Source organism: Ottowia sp. (genome assembly GCF_035325765.1).
Taxonomy (GTDB): Bacteria; Pseudomonadota; Gammaproteobacteria; order Burkholderiales; family Burkholderiaceae_C; genus Ottowia.
Window position 1 is genome coordinate 24,241 of sequence record NZ_DAOKZG010000024.1, and the last position, 20,338, is coordinate 44,578.

At 70.9% G+C, this 20,338-nt stretch carries 19 protein-coding genes and 1 tRNA gene; 11 read left to right on the top strand and 9 right to left on the bottom strand.

All coding sequences use genetic code 11. From position 1 onward, the window contains the following. Positions 1-193: 193 nt before the first annotated feature. The 3 genes from PKA16_RS09420 (at position 194) to PKA16_RS09430 (ending at position 3,142) form a co-directional block, all read left to right on the top strand. Entirely contained in the window at positions 194-1,330 is a 1,137-nt protein-coding gene (locus tag PKA16_RS09420; RefSeq protein ID WP_324402626.1) for an aromatic ring-hydroxylating dioxygenase subunit alpha, read from the top strand. A 61-nt stretch (positions 1,331-1,391) separates the two neighbouring features. Beyond that, positions 1,392-2,282 (top strand): DMT family transporter, encoded by an 891-nt coding sequence (locus PKA16_RS09425; protein WP_324402627.1) that lies wholly within the window; start codon positions 1,392-1,394, stop codon positions 2,280-2,282. A 2-nt stretch (positions 2,283-2,284) separates the two neighbouring features. Further along, the gene (locus PKA16_RS09430; protein ID WP_324402629.1) at positions 2,285-3,142 is read left to right on the top strand and encodes a sulfurtransferase; all 858 of its coding nucleotides are present in this window, start codon (positions 2,285-2,287) and stop codon (positions 3,140-3,142) included. Positions 3,143-3,193: 51 nt separating this feature from the next. On the opposite strand, the gene PKA16_RS09435 is transcribed toward PKA16_RS09430, so the two are convergent. Next, entirely contained in the window at positions 3,194-4,060 is an 867-nt protein-coding gene (locus tag PKA16_RS09435) for a ZIP family metal transporter (RefSeq protein WP_324402631.1), read from the bottom strand. 132 nt (positions 4,061-4,192) lie between these two features. Continuing rightward, complete coding sequence (locus tag PKA16_RS09440; protein WP_324402660.1) at positions 4,193-5,020, bottom strand: dienelactone hydrolase family protein; 828 nt, start codon at positions 5,018-5,020, stop codon at positions 4,193-4,195. Positions 5,021-5,172: 152 nt separating this feature from the next. On the opposite strand from PKA16_RS09440, the gene PKA16_RS09445 reads away from it, so the two are divergent. Continuing rightward, positions 5,173-5,248, top strand: a tRNA-Thr gene (locus PKA16_RS09445). 153 nt (positions 5,249-5,401) lie between these two features. After that, complete coding sequence (locus tag PKA16_RS09450) at positions 5,402-6,025, top strand: Crp/Fnr family transcriptional regulator (protein ID WP_324402633.1); 624 nt, start codon at positions 5,402-5,404, stop codon at positions 6,023-6,025. Between the two features lie 298 nt (positions 6,026-6,323). Here the strand turns inward: PKA16_RS09450 and PKA16_RS09455 are convergent, their stop codons facing one another. From PKA16_RS09455 to purN, 4 genes are all read right to left on the bottom strand, one after another. Further along, entirely contained in the window at positions 6,324-7,460 is a 1,137-nt protein-coding gene (locus PKA16_RS09455) for an FAD-binding oxidoreductase (RefSeq protein ID WP_324402635.1), read from the bottom strand. 37 nt (positions 7,461-7,497) lie between these two features. Beyond that, positions 7,498-8,391 carry an SMP-30/gluconolactonase/LRE family protein gene (locus PKA16_RS09460; protein ID WP_324402637.1) on the bottom strand — a complete coding sequence of 298 codons (894 nt, stop codon included), beginning with the start codon at positions 8,389-8,391 and terminating at the stop codon, positions 7,498-7,500. An 88-nt stretch (positions 8,392-8,479) separates the two neighbouring features. Continuing rightward, positions 8,480-9,742, bottom strand: a complete 1,263-nt coding sequence (locus PKA16_RS09465; protein ID WP_324402639.1) for an RsmB/NOP family class I SAM-dependent RNA methyltransferase — start codon at positions 9,740-9,742, stop codon at positions 8,480-8,482. 208 nt (positions 9,743-9,950) lie between these two features. Beyond that, positions 9,951-10,544 carry a phosphoribosylglycinamide formyltransferase gene (gene purN, locus PKA16_RS09470; RefSeq protein ID WP_324402641.1) on the bottom strand — a complete coding sequence of 198 codons (594 nt, stop codon included), beginning with the start codon at positions 10,542-10,544 and terminating at the stop codon, positions 9,951-9,953. 68 nt (positions 10,545-10,612) lie between these two features. Between purN and PKA16_RS09475 the strand changes: the two genes are divergently transcribed. The 4 genes from PKA16_RS09475 to mdtD all read left to right on the top strand — a co-directional run bounded on the left by PKA16_RS09475 (position 10,613) and on the right by mdtD (position 15,287). Then, positions 10,613-11,335: a YceH family protein gene (locus PKA16_RS09475; RefSeq protein WP_324402643.1), complete on the top strand. Its 723-nt coding sequence runs from the start codon at positions 10,613-10,615 to the stop codon at positions 11,333-11,335. After that, positions 11,335-12,543 carry an acyl-CoA dehydrogenase family protein gene (locus PKA16_RS09480; protein WP_324402645.1) on the top strand — a complete coding sequence of 403 codons (1,209 nt, stop codon included), beginning with the start codon at positions 11,335-11,337 and terminating at the stop codon, positions 12,541-12,543. Before PKA16_RS09475 ends, PKA16_RS09480 begins: the two co-directional genes overlap by 1 nt. 113 nt (positions 12,544-12,656) lie before the next feature. After that, positions 12,657-13,772: an acyl-CoA dehydrogenase family protein gene (locus tag PKA16_RS09485; protein ID WP_324402647.1), complete on the top strand. Its 1,116-nt coding sequence runs from the start codon at positions 12,657-12,659 to the stop codon at positions 13,770-13,772. Between the two features lie 75 nt (positions 13,773-13,847). Beyond that, on the top strand, positions 13,848-15,287 hold the full coding sequence (mdtD, locus tag PKA16_RS09490) for a multidrug transporter subunit MdtD (RefSeq protein WP_324402662.1): 1,440 nt from the start codon (positions 13,848-13,850) through the stop codon (positions 15,285-15,287). Positions 15,288-15,306: 19 nt separating this feature from the next. On the opposite strand, the gene PKA16_RS09495 is transcribed toward mdtD, so the two are convergent. The 3 genes from PKA16_RS09495 to PKA16_RS09505 form a co-directional block, all read right to left on the bottom strand. Beyond that, complete coding sequence (locus PKA16_RS09495) at positions 15,307-16,305, bottom strand: OmpA family protein (RefSeq protein WP_324402649.1); 999 nt, start codon at positions 16,303-16,305, stop codon at positions 15,307-15,309. Between the two features lie 72 nt (positions 16,306-16,377). Further along, positions 16,378-16,956, bottom strand: coding sequence for an AAA family ATPase (locus PKA16_RS09500; RefSeq protein WP_324402651.1), 579 nt, complete (start codon positions 16,954-16,956; stop codon positions 16,378-16,380). Positions 16,957-17,030: 74 nt separating this feature from the next. After that, positions 17,031-17,588, bottom strand: a complete 558-nt coding sequence (locus tag PKA16_RS09505) for an HNH endonuclease (protein WP_324402652.1) — start codon at positions 17,586-17,588, stop codon at positions 17,031-17,033. Positions 17,589-17,912: 324 nt separating this feature from the next. On the opposite strand from PKA16_RS09505, the gene PKA16_RS09510 reads away from it, so the two are divergent. Beyond that, positions 17,913-18,935: a bifunctional riboflavin kinase/FAD synthetase gene (locus tag PKA16_RS09510; RefSeq protein ID WP_324402654.1), complete on the top strand. Its 1,023-nt coding sequence runs from the start codon at positions 17,913-17,915 to the stop codon at positions 18,933-18,935. Between the two features lie 128 nt (positions 18,936-19,063). Next, a partial coding sequence (locus PKA16_RS09515) for a class I tRNA ligase family protein (RefSeq protein ID WP_324402656.1) occupies positions 19,064-20,338 on the top strand: 1,275 nt, incomplete at its 3' end.

The window sequence follows — 20,338 nt, forward strand, 5'->3', positions numbered from 1 at the left end:
TTGGCAGGAACTGCAACGCCGCCGCGAGCCTTTTTCTGGCTTCCCGCAGGGCGAGCCGCCAAGGGGCCATCTGCCTTGTGCGTGGCCTTGACGTGGACCTGCCATGCCAGCGCCCACGCGCCGCGCATCTGGCCCATAGGCGATTCGCCACAAGTACCTGACAGCGTGCAACCCTACACTTGGTCGGAACACCATGTCTGATTTGAGTCTTCGAGTTCAGCAGGCGGCAAGTCAACTTCCCGTCGAGTCCTATTTCGATGTGGCGCTGTTCGAGCGCGAGAAGAAGCTGCTGTTCGACGCCGGCCCGCGCTACGTCGGCCACGCGCTGGCGGCGCCCGCGCCCGGCGACTACCACGCCCTGCCGCAGGAGTCGAACGGCCGCGCCCTGGTGCGCGACTCCCAGGGCCGCATCCAGTTGCTGTCCAACTGCTGCCGCCACCGGCAGGCCATCATGCTGGGCGGGCGCGGCAACCTGGGCACCGAAGGCAAGGGCCATGCAGGCGGCAACATCGTCTGTCCGATTCACCGCTGGACCTACGCCCCCGACGGCCAGCTGCTCGGCGCGCCGCACTTCCAGCACGATCCCGGCCTGCACCTGAACCAGTGGGCGCTGCGCGACTGGAACGGCCTGCTGTTCGAGGACAACGGCCGCGACATCGCCGCCGACCTGGCCGGCATGGAGGTGGCGGGCGAGCTGTCGTTCGAGGGCTACGCGCTCGACCACGTCGAGCTGCACGAGTGTCGCTACAACTGGAAGACCTTCATCGAGGTCTATCTCGAAGACTACCACGTCGGCCCCTTCCACCCGGGCCTGGGCAACTTCGTCACCTGCGACGACCTGCAGTGGCAGTTCGGCGCCGAGTACTCGGTGCAGACCGTCGGCGTGGCGCCCACCTTCGGACGCCCCGGCACCGACGTCTACAGGCTGTGGCACGAGGTGCTGCTGCGCTACCGCGGCGGCAAGCTGCCCGAGCGCGGTGCCATCTGGCTGACCTACTACCCGCACATCATGGTGGAGTGGTACCCGCACGTGCTGACGATCTCGACCCTGCACCCGCAGGGCGTGGACCGGACGCTCAACCTGGTCGAGTTCTACTACCCCGAGGAAATCGTCGCCTTCGAGCGCGAGTTCGTCGAGGCGCAGCGCGCCGCCTACATGGAAACCGCGATCGAGGACGACGAGATCGGCGAGCGCATGGACGCCGGTCGGCGGGCACTGATGGCGCGCGGCGACAACGAGGTCGGCCCCTACCAGAGCCCGATGGAAGACGGCATGCAGCACTTCCATGCGTGGTACCGGCGCAGCATGGACCTGCCCGACACGCGCTGACCACCCCACGCCACCCACGGCCTGGGCGCCGTGCCCAGGCCGTTTTTCGTGCCCGCCCGCCATGCAAGCCGCCTGGATGATCGCCGCCTCGTTCTTCTTCGCCGGCATGGGGGTGTTCGTCAAGCTCGCGTCGAGCCACTACAGCGCGCTGGAGATCGTCGGCTACCGCGGCCTGATCGGCCTGCTGTTCCTGGGCTGGCTGGCGCGCCGCCACGGCGTCAGCCTGCGCACCCCCGTGCCGATGATGCACCTGTGGCGCAACGTCGCCGGCGTGGCCTCGCTCATGGCCTGGTTCTACGCCATCGTCCACCTGCCGCTGGCCACCGCCATCACGCTGAACTACCTGAGCGGCGTCTGGGTCGCCGCCTTCGTGATCGGCGGCACCCTGGTCCTCGGGCGCCTGGCCGACGTGCGCCGGCAGGGCCCGCTGATGCTGGCCGTGCTCGCCAGCTTCGCCGGCGTGATCATGCTGCTGCGCCCGACGCTGGACCAGAACCAGCTGTTTGCCGGCCTGGTGGGCCTGCTCGGCAGCATGGCCGCGAGCATGGCCTACATGCAGGTGGCGGCGCTCGGGCGCGTCGGCGAACCGGAGACCCGCACCGTGTTCTATTTCTGCCTCGGTGCGCTGGTGGCCGGCGCGCTGGGCGCCTGGATCAGCGCCGACGTGCACTCGCTGTGGCAGCCGCAGGCCCTGTGGCTGTTGCCCATGGGCATCTTCGCCGCGCTCGGCCAGCTCTGCATGACGCGCGCCTACACGCGCGGCGCCACCATCGTCGTCGCCAACCTGCAATACTCGGGCATCGTGTTCGGGGCGCTCTTCGGCGTGCTGCTGTTCGGCGACCGCATCCCGCCGATCGGCTGGATCGGCATGGCCACCATCATCGCCAGCGGCATGGCCGCCACCGTCCTGCGCGCCCGCGCCCTGCCCCACCTGCCCGCCGAAGAATACTGAGCATGTACACCCTACTGATCCGCGCAGCCGAGCTGCGGCAACTGCAGGCCAGCGGCGCTCCGCTGCTGGTGTTCGACTGCAGCTTCGACCTGGCCGACCCGGCGCGCGCCGACGCCCTGTACGCCGAACAGCACATCGCGGGCGCCGTGCAGGCGCACCTGGACCGCGACCTGTGCGCGCACGACGCCGCCGAGGCGGTGAATGGCGGGCGCCACCCGCTGCCCCGGCGCGAGCTGTTCGCGCGCACGCTGCGCCGCCTGGGCCTGGACAACGCCATGCAGGCCGTGGTCTACGACCGCAACGGCGTGAACTTCTGCGGCCGCCTGTGGTGGATGCTCAAGTGGGCCGGCCACGAGGCGGTGGCGGTGCTGGACGGCGGCCTGCAGGCCTGGGTCGCGGCCGGCGGCGCTGTCGAGCAGGGACCGGCGCGCGTGCGGCCCGCCGGCGACTTCCAGCTCGGGCCCGAGCTGCGCCGCTGGGTCGCCACCGCGGACGTCGCGGCGCACCTCGGCCAGCCCGGGCAGACCGTGATCGACGCGCGCGCTGCCGAACGCTACCGCGGCGAGGTCGAACCGCTGGACCCGGTGGCCGGCCACATCCCGGGCGCCCTGAACCGTCCGTTCGACAGCAACCTGGGCGTGGACGGCTGCTTCAAGCCACCAGCGCAGCTGCGCGCCGAATTCGACGCCCTGCTGGCCGGCCGCGACCCGGCTGGCGTGGTGCACCACTGCGGCAGCGGCGTCAGCACCATGCCGAACGTGATCGCCATGGAACTGGCCGGCTACGCACCGACCGCGGTGTACGCGGGCAGCTGGAGCGAGTGGTGCCGCACGCCGGGCCTGCCTTGCGCGCGCTCGTGACGCCATGACGGACAGCGCCGCCGCTGTCCGTCATTCAAGCGCGAGTGCGCATCAGCCATGTCCATGGGCCGGGCCGAGTTCGACCACCAGCACCACCAGCGCGACCCCGACCAGCAGCCAGGCCACCTGGGCCAGCGTCTGGCGTGCGTCCAGGCGCTGCTGCAGCTGGGGAATCAGGTCGGCCAGCGCCACATAGATGAAGCTGCTGGACGCCAGCATCAGCAGGTAGGGCAGCAGCCCCGCCAGCTGCGCCACCAGCGCGTAGCCGACCAGGCCACCGAGGGCCGTCACCGCCCCGGCCAGCGAGACCTTGAGCAGTGCCGTGCGGCGCGCATCGCGCCGGCCCTGGTGCAGCACCGCGAGGTCGCCCATGTGGTGCGGCACCTCGTGCACCAGCACGGCCAGCGTTGCCGCCCAGCCCAGCGGTGCGCCGGCCAGGAAGGCCGAGGCGATGAGCACGCCGTCGCCGAAGCAGTGCACTCCGTCGCCGGTCAGGATGGTCCAGGCGCCGGCCCGAGCCGGATGCGCATGGTCGTGCGCATGCCGATGCGCGTGCGCGTGCCCGGTGCGCTCCGGGTGCCGATGCGCCGGGCCGGGGTGCCGGCTGGACAAGGCCTCGTCCAGCGTCGGCAACTCGGGGTGGTGCTCGTGCCCGTGGTGCCACAGCTCGGCCTTGGACAGCAGGAAGAAGAACACCAGGCCGGCCAGCAGGGTGCCCGACAGCAGGTGCGTCGGCGCCCCGCTGGCAAAGGCCTCCGGCACCAGGTTGAGAAAGGCCGTTGCCAGCAGGGCACCGGCCGCCAGGCTCAGCATGTGCTGGGTATAGCGCGCCAGCACGCCAAACGACAGCACGGCGGCCAGCCACACGCTGCCGACGCCGGCCATCAGGGTGCCGATCACGATCACGATCAGATTCATGGTGTCTGCTGCCAGGCGAGCCTGGTCGAATTCACGAACAACGATCTCCCTGCGGCTGGCGCGGCGCCGCCGGCTCCCACGAAAAAGCCGCCTCTGGGGCGGCCTGCCGCTCGGACCCCACGCCGGTGCGACTCATGCGGCTCCGTGCTGGCGAAACCAGGCCAGCGCCCGCCGCCAGCCATCCTCGGCCGCCGCCTTGCGAAAGCTCGGTCGATAGTCGGCGTGGAACGCGTGCGGCGCGTCCGGGTAGACGACGAACTCGCTGGCGGCCGCCGCCCGGTTGCCGGCGGCGCCCGCCGCCGCGAGCGCCTTCTTCATCGTATCCACCGTGTCAAGGGGGATGCCGGTGTCGGCGCCGCCGTACAGTCCCAGCACCGGCGCCTTCAGCGCGGCCGCCAGATCGACCGGATTCTTCGGTGCGAGCGTGCTGGGCTGGCCCGCCAGGCGGCCGTACCAGGCCACCGCCGCCTTCACCTGCGGGTTGTGGGCCGCATACAGCCACACCTGCCGCCCGCCCCAGCAGAAACCCGTCACGGCCAGGCGGCTGGTGTCGCCGCCATGGGCGGCCGCCCAGGCCACCACGGCATCCAGGTCGCCCATCACCTGGGCATCGGGCACCTTCGCGATCACCTCGCTCATCAGCCGGGTCAACTCGCCGTAGCTTTGCGCATCGCCCTGGCGCACGAACAGCTCGGGCGCCAGCGCGAGGTAGCCCGCATGGGCCAGGCGGCGCGCGGTGTCGGCGATGTATTCGTGCACGCCAAAGACCTCGGACAGCACCAGCACCACCGGCAGGCCGGTGCGGCCGGTCGGCTGGGCGCGATACACGGGCACCTGGAAACCGGCCGCCTCGACCACCACCTCGCCCGTCTCCAAACCATCGGCCGGCGTCTTGATGGCGCTCTGGGCCAGCGCCGGCAGCACGGCAGCCGCATAGCCCACGCCCAGGCCGAGGCGCATGGCCTGGCGGCGCGAAGGGGCCCGCGGGTGCTCGGGCAGGTCCAGCAGGGCACGGGAATCGGTGAGGAAGTCCGGTTTCGTCATGTCAGGGGCTCCGATGGATGGGTTCACGTCAACGCGCAGTCTATATATAATGCGCAGCTCTCGGTTTTGCCGGCTTAGCTCAGTTGGTAGAGCAACGCACTCGTAACGCGTAGGTCGTCAGTTCGATTCCGACAGCCGGCACCAATTCCAGGCCCGCGCGCCTTCTGCAGGCGCACGGGCCTTTTTCCTGCCCGGCACCGGGGGGCGACCCGGCGAGCGGCCCGCGCGCCAGATCCAAAGACCCCGAGGTTGATGTGCATCAATGCCCCGGACGGTCCAGCGCGGCAAAGTCTGGCCATGCTGCCCCTGCCCGAAGCAACGCACCGCACCGTGACGCTGCCCGCCGGCGCCGTGCTGCTGCGCCGCGGCACCCACAGCGACGTGATCTACCACGTCGGTGACGGCCGGCTTGCACTGGGGTTGCTGGGCCGCGAGGGCCTGGCCCACCAGCTCGGTTGGCTGGAAGGGCCGTGCTGGCTCGACCCCGGCAGTGCCGTGCTGGGGCTGGAACCCCTGATGGACGTGGTCACGGACAGTGCCGTGGAATTGCAGGCGGTGCCGCTGGCCGAGTTTTCCGCCAGCCTGGACGCCCTGCCGAGCCCGACGCAGTCCCTGCTGCGCGACCTTGCGCGCGCGCACCGCCAGCAGGCCGAACTGGCGGTGAGCCGCCTGGGCAAGGACGCCGAGGCGCGTTGCGCCGAATGGCTGCTGCGCCAGGTCGAGCCGATCACCAGTGCCGAGGTGCCGCCCTCGCTCACGTTGCGTGAGCGCAAGCGCGCCATCGCGGCCCAGCTCGGCATTGCGCCCGAGACCTTTTCGCGCGTGCTGCGGCAGTTGCGCGAGCGCCGCCTGATCAGCGGCAAGGGACGCCAGCTCAGCCTGATCAACATCGACGGCTTGCGGGCGCTGGCGGGGGCGTAACGGCCCCCCCGAGGCGCCTGCGGTGCCTTCCCCCTGGAAGGGGGAGCACCCTGTGTCGAGGGAGACCCTGGCCTGGGATGCCCTGGGTGGCGTGCTCCGCGGCAGGCGGAACGGACTCCGATGCGCGGGCGAGATTCAGCCGGAGCTTGCCGCGCAGCAGGGCGTGGTGATCCAGCGGCCCTGCCTCAACCCGCCCTGCCCCTGCGCATCCGGGCGCGCTGCCGGATTGCCACGTCGACTTCGGCGCGCCGAGCCATGTCGTGAACCAGGAGGCCCCACCTGGCAGTCGCCGGCTGCGTCAACGCAGCCGCAGCGGCGACACCACGTCGGGATCGACGCCGTGGCGCACCAGTTCGGCGGGCAGGGCCTGGCCGCGCAGCAGGCTGGCGGCCAGCGTGCTGGCGCCGGCGGCGCTCTGGATGCCGTAGCCGCCCTGCCCGGCGAGCCAGAAGAAGCCGGGGCAGGCGTCGTCGAAGCCGATCACGATTTCGCCATCGGGCACGAAGCTGCGCAGGCCGGCCCAGGTGGCGCTCGGGCGCTCGATCGCCAGCGTCGTCGCCTCCTGGATGTGGTGGATGCCCAGGGCGATGTCGAATTCCTCCGGTTGCACGTCATGCGGCGTCACCGGGTCGGCGTTCGCCGGCGAGCCCAGCAACTGCCCGGCGTCGGGCTTGAAGTACCAGTGCTCGTCGACGTCGGCCACCATCGGCCAGGGGGCGACGTCGACGCCCGGCGGTGCGCGGAAGGTGAAGGCGCTGCGCCGGCGCGGCTGCAGGCCGACCGGCGCGGCGCCGAACAGCGCCGCGACCTCGTCGGCCCAGGCACCGGCGGCATCGACCACGACGCGCGCCGCCAGCGTCTGTCCACCCGAGAGCACCACGGTCCAGCCGCCCGCGCCGGGCTCGGCCCGCAGCGGCTGCACGCCGGTCAGGATCTGCGCGCCGGCGCGCCGCGCGCAGCGCAGGAAACCCTGCAGCAGGGCGTGCACGTCGATGTCGTAGCCATGGGCGTCGAGCAGGCCGGCGTCGAAGCGCCCGGGCCGCAGCATCGGGGCGACGCGCCCGAGCGCGTGGGCATCCAGCGCCTCGAGCCGCGTGCCGCTGGCAGCGAGCTCGGCCGCCATCTGCTGCAGCGCCGCCTGCTGCTGTGGCGTGGCGACGAACAGCGCCTGGCGCGGCACCAGCAGCGCCGCCTCGGCAAAGCCGGCGGGCGGGTGCAGGTAGAAGTCGCGGCTGGCCCGCGTGAGCGCACGAACCCCCGGCGGACCGTAGCTTTCCATGAACATGGCGGCGGAGCGGCCGGTGCTGTGCATGCCGGGCTGGGTTTCGCGCTCCACCAGCGTGACGGGCATGCCGGCGCTGGCCAGGCGCCAGGCCAGCGAGGCACCGGCGATGCCGGCGCCAATCACCAGGATCGTGCCGCCGGAAGGGGTCATGGCCGTTGCGCGCGCGGCCTCGGCTGCTGCGCGCGACTCATGGGCGTCCGGCGCGCGGCACCTCGACGCGCACCGCCAGCAGGCTGGCCTCGGCCGCCGCCTGGCGCGCGTGCTCGTGGAAGTCCGGCGCGGCGCAGATGAACAGGGTCTTGCCGTCGGCGCCGCCCAGCATGCAGGCGAAGACACCGCTGCCGGGCTGGATCTGGTCGACGATCTCGCCGCCCTCCCGCACCCGCACCACGCGGCCGTGGACGGCGTCGGCAATCCACATCGCGCCTTCGGCGTCCAGGCAGCAGCCGTCGCCCGCCACCACCGCCTGGCCCACCGCCTCGCCCACGTCGGTACTGGTCGGCGGTTCACCGAACTTCGCCCAGGTGCGCCGGTTGCGCAGCGTCCCATCGGCGGCGATGTCGAACGCGGTGACACGGTTGGCAAAGGTCTCGCACACGCGCAGCTCACCCTCTGGCGTGATCACGGCGCCGTTGGGGAACCACACGTCGCTGGCCACCGGGTGCACCGAGCCGTCCGGATCGACGCGCCAAAGGCCGGTGGGACGGAAGGGTGCGCCACCCATCAGGTCGAAGCCGAAGTCGCCCACGTAGGCGCGGCCGTGCGCATCGACCACCATGTCGTTGACATGCCCGCCAGCGTGCGCCGACAGGTCGGCGTGCGTGACCAGGGTGCCATCGGCCTCGCGCCGCAGCAGCTTGCGGTCGCGCATGGAGACGATCAGCAGCCGACCATCGGGCAGCCAGCCCAGGCCCGAGGGCTGCTGCGCCACCCGGGCCTCGATGCGCAGGTCGGCACCATCTTCCCGGGCCGAATGGACCTGGTGGGCATAGAAGTCGGAAAACCAGATGCGGCCATCGTGCCAGCGTGGGCTTTCGAGAAAGTGCATTCCGGAAATCACGGTTCGGACTTCGCGTGTCATGTCGGCTCCTGCGGTTGATGAGACTCCCGCCGTCGATTGTCGCGTGGCGGCCGGCACCCGCGTGAGCGGGTTGCCCCGGATAACCCGCTCACGCGCGCTGCCAGGCCGCGGCAAAGAAGCCGTCGGTGCCGTGCCGGTGGGGCCACAGGCGCAGGCAGGCGCCGTCCGGCGTGCACAGCGCCGCAGCGTCCGCCACCTTCAGGCCCGCCAGCAGCTCGGCCACCGGCAGCGGCCGAAAGTCGGGGTGATCGGCCCCGAAGGCGCCGGCCACGACCTCGTTCTCGTCCGTCAGCAGGCTGCAGGTGGCATACACCAACCGCCCGCCTGGCTTGACCAGGCGCGCGCTGCTGGCCAGGATGGCGCGCTGCCTGGCGACCAGTTCCTGCACGTCGGCGGGCGTCTGGCGCCACTTGAGGTCCGGGTTGCGGCGCAGCGTGCCCAGGCCCGAGCACGGCGCGTCGACCAGTACGCGATCCATCTTGCCAGCCAGGCGCTTGATGCGCTCGTCGCGCTCGTGCGCAATGGCCACCGGATGCACGTTGGACAGGCCGCTGCGCTTCAGGCGCGGCCCCAGCGCGTCCAGCCGGTGCGCCGACACGTCGAACGCATACAGCCGTCCGGTCGACCGCATGGCCGCACCGATGGCCAGCGTCTTGCCACCCGCGCCGGCGCAGAAGTCGGCCACCATCTCGCCGCGGCGGGCGTCGAGCAGCAGCGCCAGCAACTGCGAGCCCTCGTCCTGCACTTCCACCACCCCCTGCCGGAAGGCCTCGAGCTTCTGCAGCGCCGGCTTGCCGGCCACGCGCAGGCCCCAGGGTGAATACGGGGTGGGGGTCGCCGCGACGCCCTGGGCCTTGAGCTCCTGCGCGGCGGCGTCGCGCTTGCGCAGCAGGGTATTGACACGCAGATCCAGGGGTGCCGGCTGCAGCAGCGCCTCAGCCAGGGCCTCGAATTCGTCGCCGAGCTGCGCACGCAGCGGCGCCACCAGCCAGGCCGGCAGGTTGTGCCTGCAGGCCTCGGGCAGGTCGGCCGGCGCGACGGCGTCACAGGCATCGAGCCAGCGGCGCTCGGGCTCGCTCAGCGCCGACTTGAGGAAATCGCGCGGCGCGGCAAAACCCAGCATCGCCAGGCGCCGCTCGCGTGCGCCCGAGCCCGAACGCGCCAGGTGCTCGTACAGGGGCTTGCGCCGCAGCACCGCGTAGGCCGTCTCGGCCAGGGTGGCGCGCTCGCGCGGGCCGAGCTGGCGCTGCTCGCGAAAGAAACGCGACACCACGGCATCGGCCGGGTGCTGCAGGCGCAGCACGCGCAGCACCAGTTCACTGGCGGTGTCGAGCAGGGCTTTGGGGTGCATGGCGGGTGGCGAGAAGAGGGTTGAAGCAAGCGCGGGGTTGAAACGCCTGGACCTCCATGCGCAAAGAACGCAGAGGTTTCGCAGAGGACGCGAAAGAAGACCTTGGAGTGGCTTCTTTCTTGCATCTTGCGCCTGAGGTCGGGTCTCGAAGGACATGCAAGACATGCATCAGACCAGCCTGCGGCACTTTCCGTCCCAGCGCGGGCCGCTACATGCTTCGCAGCAATTCGGCGACCGCGCGCGGGTAGATCAGGTGCTCCTGCGTGAGCACGCGCGCGGCCAGGGTATCGGCCGTGTCGCCGGGCAGCACCGGCACCGCGGCCTGGGCCAGGATGTGGCCGTGGTCGAGCTCGGCCGTGACCTGGTGCACGGTGGCGCCGGCCAGCTTGCAGCCCTCGTCCAGGGCGCGCTGGTGCGTGTGCAGGCCGGGAAAGGCGGGCAGCAGGCTGGGGTGGATGTTCAGCAGGCGCCCCGCGTAATGCGCCACGAAGCCGGGCGTCAGGATGCGCATGAAGCCGGCCAGCAGCACCAGCGCCGGCCGGCCCTGGGGGTCATGGCGGTCGATCTCGGCCATCAGCGCGGCATCGAAGGCGGCGCGGTCGGCATGCGCGCGATGATCCACCACGGCGGTGGCAATGCCGGCCGCCTGCGCCGTCCGCAGCCCGCCGGCGTCGGGCCGGTTGCTGATCACCGCGGCGACGCGGGCACCGAGGCGCCCGGCCCAGTCCTGCTGCTGCGCCGCGCGCAGGATGGCGGCCATGTTGGAGCCGGTGCCGGAAATCAGGATCACGATGTGCTTCATGCCGGGTCGGATTATGGCAACGGCCCGGCCCGCGCCAGGCCGGCGCGCGCTTGCCGTATGCTTGCCGCATGAATGCGCTGCGGCCCCTGACCCCGATCGAGGCGCGCGTGCTCGGCACGCTGCTGGAGAAGGCACGCACCGTGCCCGACACCTACCCGCTGTCGCTCAACGCGGTGGTGAGCGGCTGCAACCAGCGCAGCAGCCGCGAGCCGGTGATGGCGGTGAGCGCGGACGAGGCCCAGGCGGCGCTGGAGTCGCTGCAGGGCCTGAGCCTGGCGATTGAATCGCATGGCGGGCGCGTGGCGCGCTGGTCGCACAACCTGCAGCGCGTGCTGGCCGTGCCCGAGCAGTCGGCCGTGCTGCTGGGGCTGCTGCTGTTGCGCGGTCCGCAGACCGCCGGCGAGTTGCGCCTGAACGCCGAGCGCTGGCACCGCTTCGCCGACATCTCGTCGGTCGAGGGCTTCCTGCACGAGCTGGCCGAGCGCAAGGGCGACCAGGGCGGGCCGCTCACGCTGCAACTGGCGCGCGCGCCCGGCGAGCGCGAGGCGCGCTGGGCCCAGTTGCTGTGCGGACCGGTGACCGACGCCAGCGGCCCCGGCGCCAGCCGCGTGGCCCCAGCCGAGCCGACAGGCGACGACAGCGCATCGGCGCGCATCGACCGGCTGGAGGACGAACTGGCCGCGCTGCGGGCCACGGTGACACGCCTGTGCACGGAGCTGGGACTGTCGCCTGCAGGACGGACAGCCGAAACCGCGCCTGCTACAAACCCGGACGCAAAGGAGATCAGCTGATGGATCTGGAATTCACCCCCGAGCAACTGAAGTTCCGCGAGGAAATCCGCGCCTGGGTGGCAGCCAACCTGCCGCCCGAGACGGCCGCGAAGGTACATGCCGGCCAGCACCTGACACGCGACGACTACCAGAACTGGGCGCGCATCCTGGGCAAGCAGGGCTGGCTCGGCTACGGCTGGCCCAGGCAGTTCGGCGGCCCGGGCTGGGACGCCGTGCACAAGCACCTGTTCGAGGAAGAGTGCTCGATGGCCGGCGCGCCACGCATCGTGCCGTTCGGCCCGGTGATGGTGGCGCCGGTCATCATGGCCTTCGGCACGCCCGCGCAGCAGCAGCGCTTCCTGCCCGGCATCGCCAGCGGCGAGGTCTGGTGGAGCCAGGGCTACAGCGAGCCGGGCGCGGGCTCGGACCTGGCCTCGCTCAAGACCAGGGCCGAGCGCAAGGGCGACAAGTACATCATCAACGGCCAGAAGACCTGGACCACCCAGGGCCAGCACGGCGACTGGATGTTCAACCTGGTGCGCACCAGCAGCGAGGGCAAGCCGCAGACCGGCATCAGCTTCATCGTGCTCGACATGAAGTCGCCCGGCGTCACGGTGCGGCCGATCAGGCTGCTGGAGGGTGGCCACGAGGTCAACGACGTGTTCTTCGACAACGTCGAGGTGCCGGCCGACCAGCTCATCGGCGAGGAGAACAAGGGCTGGACCTACGCCAAGTACCTGCTGGCCCACGAGCGCACGAACATCGCCGACGTGAACCGCGCCAAGCGCGAGCTCGAGCGCCTGAAGAAGATCGCGCGGCGCGAGGGCGTGTGGGACGACCAGCGCTTTCGCGACCAGGTCGCGCTGCTGGAGGTCGACATCGTGGCGCTGGAGATGCTGGTGCTGCGCGTGCTCTCGGCCGAGACCGCCGGCAAGAGCACGCTGGACATCGCCGGCCTGCTGAAGATCAGGGGCAGCGAGATCCAGCAGCGCTACAGCGAGCTGATGATGCTGGCCGCCGGTCCGTACAGCCTGCCCTGGATCTGGGACGCCATGGCCGCCGGCTGGCAGGGCGACCAGGCCGCCAGCGCCGCGCTGCGGGGTTTCCCGGGTGGCGAGGTCGGCAACGCGCCGCTCGCGGCCAGCTACTTCAACATGCGCAAGACCACCATCTACGGCGGCAGCAACGAGGTGCAGCGCAACATCATCGCCCAGACGGTGCTCGGCTGAAGCGGGGACCGCCTGCTCCGCGGCGTTTCGCACGGCTCCCCCACGGCCCTCCAGGAGGAGCTCCCGCAAGAGCCGCGCTTGACAAGACAAGTTGATTCTCAGGAAGAACGCACATGGACTTCGATTTCTCAGACGACCAGCAGGCCCTGCGCGACGCCGTCGCCAGGTGGGTTGAGAAGAGCTACGACTTCGAGCGCCGCAAGAAGGTGGTTGCCGCCGGCGGCGTCGATCGCGCGGTATACGGCGAACTGGCCGCGCTCGGGCTGACCGGCATCTGCATCGCCGAGGCGCACGGCGGCATGGGCATGGGCCCGGTCGAGGCCATGGTGGTGCTGGAAGAACTGGGCCGCGGCCTGGTGACCGAGCCACTGGCGCAGGCCTTCGTCGCCAGCGCCATCCTCCAGGACCACGGCGATGCCGCGGCCCAGGCCGCCTGGCTGCCCCGCATCGCCAGTGGCGAGGCCCTGGTGGTGCTGGCACAGCAGGAACGCAAGGCGCGCTATCGGCTCGACGTCTGCGCAGCCCAGGCGACGCCGGCCGGCGCTGGCTGGACGCTCACCGGCCTGAAGCACATCGTCCCGGCGGGCGATCAGGCCGACGCCTTCATCGTGCCGGCCCAGCTCGATGGCCAGCTGGCGCTGTTCCTGGTCGAGCGGGACGCCGCCGGCGTGGCCACGCGCGGCTACCTCACGCAGGACGAATCGCGTGCCGCCGACGTCGAGTTCGGCAACGCCCCGGCCCAGCTCGTCACCACCGACGGCCTCAAGGCGCTCGCGCACGCGGTCGACGTCGGCATTGCCTGCGCCTGTGCCGAAGGCGTGGGCGCGATGGAGCAGACCCTGCGCCTGACGGTCGACTACATGAACCAGCGCAAGCAGTTCGGCGTCGCCATTGCCAGCTTCCAGGCACTGCGCCACCGCGTCGCCGACATGAAGATGCAGCTCGAGCTGGCGCGCAGCATGAGCTACTACGCCACGCTCAAGCTGGGCGCGCCGGAGGCCGAGCGGCGCCAGGCCCTCTCGCGCGCCAAGGTCCAGCTCGGCCAGGCGCTGCGCTTCGTCGGCCAGCAGTCGGTGCAGCTGCACGGCGGCATCGGTGTCACCGACGAATACGCCGGCAGCCACTACTTCAAGCGCCTGACCCAGCTCGAGATGACCTGGGGCGACACCCTGCACCATCTGGGCGAAGTGAGCGACCACATGAGAGACTCGGCCGGCGTGTTCGCCTGACGTTCGGGCCGCCACCGGACGGCGCACGCGCCTGTCATCGACCACGGCGTCGCGGAAGCTTTCGCGGCGCCGTTCCTGTTCCATGGCCCCCTCGCTCCCCCGGCCGCTGCCGGCCCCGCCAACCCGCGCCTGGTCCTGTGGATCATTGCGATCGGCATGTTCATGCAGCTGCTGGACTCGACCATCGTCAACACGGCCCTGCCGGCAATGGCGCGCAGCCTGGGCGAAAGCCCGCTGCAGATGCAGGCCGTGGTGGTGTCCTACGCCCTCACCATGGCGGTGGTGATCCCGGCCACCGGCTGGCTGGCCGACCGCTTCGGCACCCAGCGGGTGTTCATGCTGGCGATCGCGCTGTTCACCGCCGGCTCCATCGCCTGCGCCGCCTCGACCAGCCTTGACCAGCTGATCGCCGCGCGCGTGCTGCAGGGCGTGGGCGGCGCCATGCTGATGCCGGTCGGGCGCCTGGTGGTGCTGCGCGCCTTCCCCAAGGATCAGTTCCTGGAGGCCATCAGCTTCGTCGCCATCCCGGCGCTGGTCGGCCCGCTGATCGGCCCCACCCTGGGCGGCTGGCTGGTCGAGGTCGCGTCCTGGCACTGGATCTTCCTCATCAACGTGCCGGTGGGCCTGGCCGGCCTGGCGGCGGCGCAACGCTTCATCCCGAACTTCCGCGCCGCCAGCGGCCGCTTCGACCTCGGCGGCTACCTGCTGCTGGCCGTGGCCATGGTGAGCGTGTCGCTCGCCCTCGACGGCCTGGCGGGCCTGGGCTGGGCGCGCACCCTGCTGGTGCTGCTGATGATCCTGGGCCTGGCGGCGCTCGCGGCCTACTGGCTGCACGCGCTGCGCAGCCCGGCGCCGATCTTCGCGCCGGTCCTGTTCTCGGTGCAGACCTATCGCGTCGGCCTGCTGGGCAACCTGTTCGCGCGCATCGGCTCGGGCGCCATGCCCTACCTGCTGCCGCTGCTGCTGCAGCTGGCGCTGGGCTATTCGCCGGCCGAGGCCGGCATGCTGATGCTGCCGGTGGCGCTGGCGGGCATGGGCGCCAAGCGCCTGGCCACCACCGTCATCACGCACCGCGGCTACCGGCCGGTGCTGATCGCCAACACCCTGCTGCTGGGCGTCATGATTGCCGGCTTCGCCCTCATGGCGCCCGGCCAGCCGCTGTGGCTGCGCATCGCCCAGCTGGGGGTGTTCGGCGCCATCAACTCGCTGCAGTTCACGGCCATGAACGCCGTCACCCTGAAGGACCTGCCGCCGGCGCGCGCGGCCAGCGGCAACAGCCTGTTCTCCATGGTCCAGATGCTGGGCATGAGCCTGGGCGTGACCTGCGCCGCTGCCCTGCTGTCGGCCTTCAGCGACTGGCTGGGCGCGGGCGGCACCAGCCAGGCACTGGCAGCGTTTCGCGCCACCTTCCTCGCCATCGGCCTGATGACCCTGGGGTCGGCGACGATCTTCTGGCAGCTGCGCGAGGAGGGCACGCCGCCCGTCCCCAGCGCCGACGCGCTGCCCGAGGCCTGAAACACCGTTGGGGCCGCGGCTACTGCAGCACGAGCTCCACGCGCCGGTTCTTCGCCCGCCCCTCCTCGGTCGCGTTGCTCGCCACCGGTGCCAGCGAGGCGACGCCGTTGCCGGTCAGGCGGCTGGCGGCAATCCCGTAGTCCTTCGCCAGGGCCGCGGCCACCGCCTCGGCGCGCCGGCGCGACAGTGCCAGGTTGGCATCGAAGCCCCCGACGCTGTCGGTGTGGCCGACCACGTGCAGTTTCGCCTCCGGCTGCCCCTTCAGGAAGGCTGCGATCTGCTCCAGCGAAGGCCTGGACTCGGGCTTCACGTCGGCCTTGCCGAAGTCGAAATGGATGCCGTAGATGGCCACCTTCCCGTTGGCGGTGAGCGACTTCTCGATCTCGGACGCGCTCACCACCTCCATGCGCTGCTCCATGGCCCGCGTCTCCAGCACGTCCAGCGCGACGTACGCGCCCTGGACCGCCTTGTAGACCTTGTCCGCCCTGGGCCAGTCGACCACCACCAGGCGCAGCGTCAGGTTGTCCTTCCGGAAGGTGCCGGTGCGGATGGTGTTGGGCGCCGCCGCCACGAACACCATGGGCGAGCGGTTGTTCTTGATGAAATCCTTGCCCCCGGTGTCGCTGAAGGTGGCCAGGAAGCTGGTCCACTGCCCGGCCTGCGCGTCCGCCGCCGAGTCATACAGGGTCTCGTAGCCGCTGGCCACCAGCTCGTCGACGTAGTTGCGATACACCTCCAGCGCGCGCACCTCGCCCGGTGCCTCGTACCAGGTGCGCGTGAGCTTGCCTTCCAGGTGCAGCGGCGGCTGCGCGTAGCGCCGCGTGCGCGTCTTCGGATCGTAGCCCTGGTAGGTCGAGGTCTGGAAGTCCACGGCGTCGAAGTTGCGCACCTCGTGACCGACGATCGTGCTGCCGGCGAAGCGCTTCAACCCCGGATAGTCCCTGGCTCCGGCCAGGTCCTGCGCCCAGGCCGTGCCCAGCAGGCCCAGACCGGTCACCAGCAGTACCAGTCGGCGCATCCAGCGATTTCCTCCCATGTCCGCTTCCTCCGCGTTTCGCCCCGTGCCAATTGTGCGTGCCTGGCGTCAGCGTCAGCCCTCCAGCGCAGACAGCAGGGCCTGGAATGCCGCCTCCGTGGCCCGCGTGTTGTCATACAGCATCAGTTCGGGGTAGGTTGCGGGCTCGGGCATGAACAGGCGCGTGCGATAGGCGTCCCAGTGCGCCAGCTTCCAGGCGTCATTCGGGTTGGCGCGCTGCGCGATGCGCCGGTGCGCCTCGTCTTCCTGCAGGTAGACCCACACCACGTGCACGCGCACCTCGTCCGCCACGTCCAGCCAGCCGCGGTCGGCAAGCTGGTGCGCGCGCACCTCGCGCGACAGCGGCCCCACCACGATGCAGCTCGTGCCCAGCGCCAGGTTCTCGCGCGCCGTCTTCAGCAGGCCGCCGTACTCGGGTCCACGCAGGTGCTGCAGGTAGAGCGGACTGTCCCGGTCGTTGGCGTCACCGGTCAACACCCCCATCACGGCGCTGCTGTAGTCGCCATACAGCGTGTCCTTGTCCAGCAGGCAGAAGGACTCCCCGCTGCGCGCCCGCAGCAGCGGCAGTGCGCGCCGCGCCAGCGTGCTCTTGCCGGTGCCGGCGTGGCCGCAGAAGAAGATCAGGCGGGGCATCTGGAGCTTGAGCGTTCAGCGTTGGGCGTTGAGCGCGAGAACCATCAGCCGCACGCCAGGCGCTGGACCCGGCTTCAGGCATGCAGCCGCGAGCTGCGCGGCAAATGCGCCATCAGGAACTCCATCTGGTCGGCCAGGATGCGGCGGTTGCGCAGGATGAAGTCTTCCCACAGGCTGGGCACGTAGGGGGCGTAGAGCAGCGGCATGTGGGCCTGCTCGGGCGTGCGGTCGCTCTTGCGGTGGTTGCAGGCGCGACACGCCGTGACGACGTTCATCCAGGTGTCGGGGCCGCCCTGGGCCTGCGGCCGGATGTGCTCGCGCGTCAGCTCGGCCTCGTGGAAGGCGCTGCCGCAGTAGGCGCACAGGTTGCGGTCGCGCGCAAACAGCTTGTCGTTGGTCAGGCTGGGCTTGAGGTCGAACGGGTTGATGCGCGGTGCGCCGCGGGTGCCGATGATGCTGTTGATGCGCACGACCGACTGCTCGCCGGTGACGGCGTTGTGGCCGCCGCGAAACACCGCGATTTCGCCGCCCGCTTCCCAGCGCACTTCGGCGGCGGCGTAGTGCAGCACCGCCTCCTCCAGCGAGATCCAGGACTGCGGCAGGCCCTGCGATGACAGCTTGAGCACCTTCACCCAACGACTCCTTGCACTGCAAAACCCGTTTGCGTGGCCGGTGTTGCCAGCGCCGGCCACCCCCCGCGTGGGGTTGCCCCCACGGCGCAGCAAATATACTCCGATTCGCGGCAGCGCGACGGTGGAGCCTGCGCCATCAGCTATGAAATCCATATCAACCCGCTCTCGCGCCGCACGCCACGCGCTGCCCCCCGGGGCAGCCAACCGGCGGAGGACGCGGAGCGGACTCGTCCGGTGCGCCCGCGGCTGGCGGCTCACTGGCCACGCACGCGGCGTGCCTCCGTGCCAGTGGGGAACGGCGCGCGGCGCCATGGGGAACAGTCGATGCACATCTTTCGCGGCCTGCGCCACCCGGACATCGCGCCGGGCTGCGCGCTGACCATCGGCAACTTCGACGGCGTGCACCGCGGCCACCAGGCGATGCTGGCGCTGCTGCGCGGCGAGGCCGCGCGGCGCGGCGTGCCCAGCTGCGTGATGACCTTCGAGCCGCACCCGCGGGACTACTTTGCCGCCGCCCTCGGCAAACCCGAACTGGCGCCGGCACGCGTCGTGACGCTGCGCGACAAGCTGGCCGAGCTGGCGCGTTGCGGCATCGACCAGGTGCTGGTGCTGCCCTTCAACCAGCGCCTGGCCGGCGAGGCGGCCGAGGCCTTCATCGACGAGGTGCTGGTGCATGGCCTGGGCGTGCGCTACGTGCTGGTGGGTGACGACTTCCGCTTTGGCGCACGACGCGCCGGCGACTACGCCATGCTGGACGCGGCTGGCCAGCGGCAGGGCTTCGACGTGGCGCGCATGCAGTCGTATGAAGTGCATGGCGAGCGGGTTTCGAGCTCGGCGGTGCGCGCGGCACTGGCCGAGGGGCGCATGGAGGACGCCGCCACGCTGCTGGGCCGGCCCTATGCGATCAGCGGCCATGTGGTGCACGGGCGCAAGCTCGGTCGCGCGCTGGCCGAAAGCACGCCGGGCCGGGGCGACGGCTTTCCGACCCTCAACCTGCGCTTCTCGCGCCGCGCCCATGCCTGGAAGCCGGCCGCCAGCGGCATCTTCGTGGTGCGCGTGTTCGGGCTTGCGGACCAGCCCCTGCCCGGCGTCGCCAACCTGGGTGTGCGCCCTTCGCTGGACCCGCACGACGTGAACGGCGGGCGCGTGCTGCTGGAGACGCACTGCCTGCAATGGCCGGCACACCTCGGCGCCGACGGAGCCTACGGTAAAATCATCCGCGTGGAACTGCTGCACAAACTGCACGACGAGCTGCGCTACCACAGCTTGGCGGCGCTGACGGAAGGCATCGCGCGCGATTGCGCGGACGCGCGCGCCTGGCTCGCCGCGCACCCGGCGCGAATTTGAGGGGGCTGCAGGCCCCGCGTGCGCCCGCGCCGCTGGCCTGCCCCGCCCCGCGCCTACCTCCCCCATCGCCACGCCGCGGGCCGTGTGTCCGGCCTGATCGAATCCCGTTTTCCGTATTCCGCATCGCCATGAGCACCCAGAACAAGACCGACTACCGCAAGACGCTCAATCTGCCCGACACCCCCTTCCCGATGCGCGGCGACCTGCCGAAGCGCGAGCCCGGCTGGGTGCAGGAGTGGGAAGAAAAAGGCATCTACCGCCGGCTGCGCGCCGCGCGCGCCGGGCGCGAGAAGTTCATCCTGCACGACGGCCCGCCGTACGCCAACGGCCAGATCCACATCGGCCACGCCGTGAACAAGGTGCTCAAGGACATGATCGTCAAGGCACGCCAGCTGGGGGGCATGGACGCGCGCTACGTGCCGGGCTGGGACTGCCACGGCCTGCCGATCGAGAACCAGATCGAGAAGCAGTACGGCCGCAACCTCAGCCGCGACGAGATGCAGGCCAAGGGCCGCGCCTACGCCACCGAGCAGATCGCGAGCCAGATGAAGGACTTCAAGCGCCTCGGCGTGCTGGGCGAGTGGGACAACCCGTACAAGACGATGAACTTCGCCAACGAGGCGGGCGAGCTGCGCCTCTTCAAGCGCCTGATCGAGCGCGGCTTCGTCTACCGCGGGCTGAAGCCCGTCTACTGGTGCTTCGACTGCGGCTCGGCGCTGGCCGAGGCCGAGATCGAATACCAGGACCGCAAGAGCACCACGGTGGACGTCGCCTTCAAGGCGCACGACCCGGCCGCGCTGGCGGCGGCCTTCGGCCTCAAATCGCTCGACAAGCCGGCCTATGTCGTGATCTGGACCACCACGGCCTGGACGATCCCGGCCAACCAGGCGCTCAACCTGGGCCCGCACATCGAGTACGCGCTGGTGGACACCGAGCGCGGCCTGCTGGTGCTGGCCAAGGCGCGTGTGGAAGACTGCCTGCAGCGCTACGGCTTGCAGGGCGAGATCGTCGCCACCGCCATGGGCGACAAGCTCGGCGGCCTGGAGTTCGAGCACCCGCTATACGACGTGGATGCAGGCTACCGGCGCCTGGCGCCGGTGTATCTCGCCGACTACGCCACCGACACCGACGGCACCGGCAGCGTGCACTCCTCGCCCGCCTACGGGGTGGACGACTTCAACTCCTGCGTGGCGCACGGCCTGGCGCACGCCGACATCCTGAACCCGGTGCAGGGCGGCGGCAGCTACGCGGACGGCTTCCCGCTGTTCGGCGGCCTGGACATCTGGAAGGCGCAGCCGGTCATCATCGAAGCGCTGGACCAGGCCGGGCGCCTGCTCGCCACCGGCAAGCTGGACCACAGCTACCCGCACTGCTGGCGCCACAAGTCGCCCGTGATCTACCGC

Excerpts from the sequence above, each read along its gene's own strand:
- PKA16_RS09420 (WP_324402626.1), top strand. The coding sequence starts at position 194 with ATGTCTGATTTGAGTCTTCGAGTTCAGCAGGCGGCAAGTCAACTTCCC.
- PKA16_RS09425 (WP_324402627.1), top strand. The coding sequence starts at position 1,392 with ATGCAAGCCGCCTGGATGATCGCCGCCTCGTTCTTCTTCGCCGGCATG.
- PKA16_RS09430 (WP_324402629.1), top strand. The coding sequence starts at position 2,285 with ATGTACACCCTACTGATCCGCGCAGCCGAGCTGCGGCAACTGCAGGCC.
- PKA16_RS09435 (WP_324402631.1), bottom strand. The coding sequence starts at position 4,060 with ATGAATCTGATCGTGATCGTGATCGGCACCCTGATGGCCGGCGTCGGC.
- PKA16_RS09440 (WP_324402660.1), bottom strand. The coding sequence starts at position 5,020 with ATGCGCCTCGGCCTGGGCGTGGGCTATGCGGCTGCCGTGCTGCCGGCG.
- PKA16_RS09450 (WP_324402633.1), top strand. The coding sequence starts at position 5,402 with ATGCTGCCCCTGCCCGAAGCAACGCACCGCACCGTGACGCTGCCCGCC.
- PKA16_RS09455 (WP_324402635.1), bottom strand. The coding sequence starts at position 7,460 with ATGACCCCTTCCGGCGGCACGATCCTGGTGATTGGCGCCGGCATCGCC.
- PKA16_RS09460 (WP_324402637.1), bottom strand. The coding sequence starts at position 8,391 with ATGACACGCGAAGTCCGAACCGTGATTTCCGGAATGCACTTTCTCGAA.
- PKA16_RS09465 (WP_324402639.1), bottom strand. The coding sequence starts at position 9,742 with ATGCACCCCAAAGCCCTGCTCGACACCGCCAGTGAACTGGTGCTGCGC.
- purN (WP_324402641.1), bottom strand. The coding sequence starts at position 10,544 with ATGAAGCACATCGTGATCCTGATTTCCGGCACCGGCTCCAACATGGCC.
- PKA16_RS09475 (WP_324402643.1), top strand. The coding sequence starts at position 10,613 with ATGAATGCGCTGCGGCCCCTGACCCCGATCGAGGCGCGCGTGCTCGGC.
- PKA16_RS09480 (WP_324402645.1), top strand. The coding sequence starts at position 11,335 with ATGGATCTGGAATTCACCCCCGAGCAACTGAAGTTCCGCGAGGAAATC.
- PKA16_RS09485 (WP_324402647.1), top strand. The coding sequence starts at position 12,657 with ATGGACTTCGATTTCTCAGACGACCAGCAGGCCCTGCGCGACGCCGTC.
- PKA16_RS09495 (WP_324402649.1), bottom strand. The coding sequence starts at position 16,305 with ATGCGCCGACTGGTACTGCTGGTGACCGGTCTGGGCCTGCTGGGCACG.
- PKA16_RS09500 (WP_324402651.1), bottom strand. The coding sequence starts at position 16,956 with ATGCCCCGCCTGATCTTCTTCTGCGGCCACGCCGGCACCGGCAAGAGC.
- PKA16_RS09510 (WP_324402654.1), top strand. The coding sequence starts at position 17,913 with ATGCACATCTTTCGCGGCCTGCGCCACCCGGACATCGCGCCGGGCTGC.